Annotated in this window: 3 protein-coding genes and 1 rRNA gene; 1 reads left to right on the top strand and 3 read right to left on the bottom strand. The window is 40.6% G+C overall.

Annotation, left to right across the window (positions count from 1 at the left end; all coding sequences use genetic code 11):
* Together B6N13_RS23115 and tyrS are read right to left on the bottom strand one after the other, a co-directional pair.
* Nucleotides 1–228 (bottom strand): 16S ribosomal RNA (locus B6N13_RS23115); the annotation flags it as partial.
* Between the two features lie 446 nt (nt 229–674).
* A complete protein-coding gene (gene tyrS / locus B6N13_RS23110) occupies nt 675–1,979 on the bottom strand; it encodes a tyrosine--tRNA ligase (protein WP_169460739.1) in 1,305 nt (434 codons plus the stop codon).
* Nucleotides 1,980–2,087: 108 nt separating this feature from the next.
* On the opposite strand from tyrS, the gene B6N13_RS23105 reads away from it, so the two are divergent.
* Nucleotides 2,088–3,500, top strand: coding sequence for a peptidoglycan DD-metalloendopeptidase family protein (locus B6N13_RS23105; RefSeq protein ID WP_169460738.1), 1,413 nt, complete (start codon nt 2,088–2,090; stop codon nt 3,498–3,500).
* 167 nt (nt 3,501–3,667) lie between these two features.
* Here B6N13_RS23105 and B6N13_RS23100 read toward each other — a convergent pair.
* On the bottom strand, nt 3,668–4,246 hold a 579-nt coding region (locus B6N13_RS23100), incomplete at its 5' end, for an IS3 family transposase (protein WP_169460737.1).

Here is a 4,246-nt window from a genome sequence, read left to right as displayed (position 1 = left end):
CATCTAATAGCGGCAGGCTCCGAAAAGTCCCCTCCTTTCCCCCTTAGGGCGTATGCGGTATTAGCATGCGTTTCCACATGTTGTCCCCCTCTACTAGGTAGATTCCTACGCGTTACTCACCCGTCCGCCGCTCGTCAGCAGGAGCAAGCTCCCCTGTTACCGCTCGACTTGCATGTGTTAAGCCTGCCGCCAGCGTTCAATCTGAGCCATGATCAAACTCTTCAGTTAAAAAGTTTGCTTACTCAAAATCTATTACACTAACAATAACTTAATCATTTCATCGTCCCGAAGAACAACAAAACAACATAAAGCGAATTGACGTGTTAGACGTTTCGCAAGACTTCAATTTTTTTGATCATCTCGAATCAGTTAAAAACTAATCCGGACAATCTTCTGAAGCCTCCAGCGAGCGCCCACACAAATTATCTGATTATCTATTTTAAAGAGCGTCTGATGCATGGTTCAACGTCTTAGCTTAGTAAGTGGCAAACTCTTGTTTGCGTCGTTGTCCGTGTCAGTGGAGGCGTATAATACAGCCTAGAAGTTTTAGCGCAAGCTCTTTTTTTCATTTTTTTAAATTAATTTGAATTTTATTCAGCGAGCCATAGATAGACAAAAAGACACCGAAGTGTCTTTTTGTCTATCTCATTTATTTAAGCACTGCCTTTAAACAACTACAACACAAACAGATGATGCTTTTTCTTGCCTAATTTAACAAGAAAGTACTTCCCAAAATAGCCATTTGTAGTAGTAAATATATCAGCAGCGCTCATATTATCATTCAACCCTTTAGCCATGCCGTTTACAAAAACAGAATCTCGCTGAAGAGCATCTTTAACCTGTTTGCCACTAGCTGCCAATCCAGCATCCGCCATTAAACTAGTAAGGGGGGTTTCAACAAGATCAATACCCGCCAAAGAACTACTCGGCAAACCATCAAGCTGAATTTGCTCAAGATCTTGCTCACTTAATTGATCAGCTTCACCACTAAACAAAGCATTAGTAATACGCTCCGCTGCTTGAAGACCTTCTTCACCATGAACAAGTTTAGTCGCTTCTCGCGCAAGAATAGCTTGCGCCTGAGGCTTGCCACCACTTTCTTTATCCGCTTTTTCAATCGCATCGATTTCAGCAAGATCTAAGAAAGTAAAGAACTTCAAAAACTTATAAACATCGGCGTCCGCAGTATTCATCCAAAATTGGTAGAATGCATACTGGCTGGTTTTACTAGAATCCAACCAGACTGCACCCGATTCTGTTTTACCAAATTTGGTTCCATCAGATTTTGTAACCAAAGGAACTGTTAATCCGAATGTTTGAGATTGATTTTGACGGCGAGATAAATCAATACCGCCAACTATGTTCCCCCATTGATCACTGCCACCTATTTGAAGGGTGCAATCATAGGCTCTATTCAATTCAGCAAAGTCCATCCCTTGCAGCAAAGCATAAGAAAATTCTGTAAAAGAGATACCTGCACCTTCTCTATTAAGGCGCTGCTGAACTGATTCTTTATTAATCATTGCATTAACAGAAAAATGCTTGCCGATATCCCGCAAGAAATCCAGCACACTCATTTCGCCCGCCCAATCAAGGTTATTAACCACTCTAGCTGGGTTCGGCACATTATCAAATTTTACAAATTGACTTACTTGTCCACGAATTTTTTCTGCCCAACTTGCAACCACATCGGACGTATTTAATTGACGTTCAGCCGCTTTAAAGCTTGGATCACCTATAAGGCCTGTCGCACCACCAACCAAAGCAATTGGGTTATGACCAGCATCTTGGAAACGTTTTAGTACAAGAAGAGGAACAAGATGCCCCAAATGCAGACTATCTGCGGTTGGATCAAAACCACAATAAAGAGTACGACTTCCACCATCTAGATGTTTTTTTAGCTCATCTTCTGCCGTCATTTGCGCGATAAGCCCACGAGCTTGCAAGTCATTCAAAAGGTCTTTACTGCTTACAGTCATTATTTTGATCCATATCCTAGTTAGTTTATCGTACTTAAGCATTCAATTATAAAAGTAATGTTGGTAGGATTATAAGGCTTTTATTAAAGATTTTTTTAGGTACGCATTTTGATCAAGCTATTACCAACAAAGCATTTGCTTCTCATATCAGGTGTAAGCGCACTTCTTGCCATTGTGCTCATTGCATTCCCTGATGAAAAAACCGCCGACAACAATCTGATTTCTCTCGAAGCCAATTTTGAAGTAATAGATCAGTCACAACTAATGCTTCAAGACTTACAAAGACTCAACCCCAAAAGCAACACTGTAAGTATACCGTTAGATGCAACCCCTTCTAATAATGCAACACCTACTTATGAGATCCAAACACCTAGCAACCTAGTAAAAAAGAGCACACCAGAAACCTTTAAAGAACAATCTGTTGAAGTTAAATCTGGCGACTCTCTATCCAAACTCCTCTCAAGTGAAGGCATATCTGCACAAGACATTTATAAGGTATCTCTAGCAGATAAAAAACAAAAAACACTACTCCAGATGAGACCGGGGCAAACCATCCAATTCACAACAAATGAAACTACGGGCGAACTCACACAACTAACACTAATACTCAACCGATTAGATAGCGTAACCTTCGAACGCAATGACAATAAGTTCAATAGAACAGAAACATCCAGAACACCTGAGGTAGTTCAAGCCTACAAAGAAGCTGAAATCAACAACTCTTTATTTGTAGATGGACTAAGATCAGGAATAGATCAACCTCTACTAATTGAGCTAGCAAATATTTTCGGCTGGGATATAGACTTTGCTTTAGACATACGAAAAGGGGACAGCCTAAGCATACTATATGAAGAAAAGTATCTTGATGGTGAAAAAATAGGACATGGTAATATTATTGCCGCTCAGTTTATTAATAATGGCCGAACCTACCAGGCAATTCGCTACCAAACTGAAAAGGGAGCAAATTATTACACCCCTGATGGATTAGCAATGCGCAAAGCCTTTATACGAACACCCGTTGATTTCACAAGAATTTCATCAAAATTCAACCCAAACAGATTACACCCTATTTTCAAAACCAGTCGCCCGCATAGAGGCGTGGATTACGCTGCAGCAAGTGGAACTCCAGTAAAAGCAGCAGGAGATGGCAAAATATCCTTTGCGGGGAAACAAAACGGCTATGGTAATGTCGTGATTATCGATCACGGTAAAGGCTACCAAACTCTTTATGCTCACTTGAAAGGCTTTTCAAAAGGCACAAAACGTGGCGCTAGGGTTCAACAGGGCAATATAATTGCCTATGTAGGGCAAACAGGCTGGGCGACAGGACCACACCTCCACTATGAGTTCAGAATAAACGGAACCCATAAAAATCCAGTCACGGTTAAGCTACCAAATGACGACCCAATGCCTAAAAACGATTTGAAAAGCTATCTACCTTATGCAAAACAGGTAGTTGCTACATTATCAAATTCACACTCACCATCGTTTGCACAAAAGCTCGCATCCTTAAAAGAATAACTCCACCACTTTATCATTTTAAATAGTGCCAGTGTGACATACACACTGGCCATTCAACTCACCCTACACCACATACAAAATCAGCCTTGAATTGACAGCCCTCCCACCAGCCTTTTCTACCCAAGGCTGGCTATATGTCTCGTCCTAAAATACGTTGACGATTTTTGTTAAGCCAGTATGGATTCCATACTGGCTTTTTCATGCACTTCTTCTGGTGTTTTCATATTTAGACTTAAGTGAGGTCGATACCTATTATAAATATCAATAGACTCACTAATATGCCTTTCTAACTCTTTAAAAGTTCTGCATCTTCCAATCAAAAATTCTTGCTTCAATATGCCATTCACCCTTTCTGCTAACGCATTTTGGTAGCAGTCATAGCCATCTGTCATCGACGGTCGTATTTTATTACGTTGTAATTCTTTTTGATAAAGAGCCGAACAATACTGCGACCCTCTATCTGAATGATGCGTTAGTGGCTTTGTCGTTTTACGAGACTGAACCGCTTTCTTTAAGGCTTTAACGACATTGTCTGCTTTCATATCATGACTGAGTTTATACCCCATGATTTTTCGATTAAAAGCGTCTGTCACAAGCGAGAGATAATGCACACCTTCATCACTTTCTACATAGGTAATATCGCTCACAAACACTTCTTCTGACCTTGTCGGTTGATGACCTGCTAAGAGATTCGGGTACTTCTTCATCCAGTGTTTACTGTCCGKTGTCTTGGTATAGCTACGTTT

Source organism: Marinomonas sp. UCMA 3892 (assembly GCF_012726345.1).
In the GTDB taxonomy this organism is placed as follows: Bacteria; Pseudomonadota; Gammaproteobacteria; order Pseudomonadales; family Marinomonadaceae; genus Marinomonas.
Note: the sequence above shows the minus strand (reverse complement) of the source record. Positions and strands in the feature narration are given on the sequence as shown.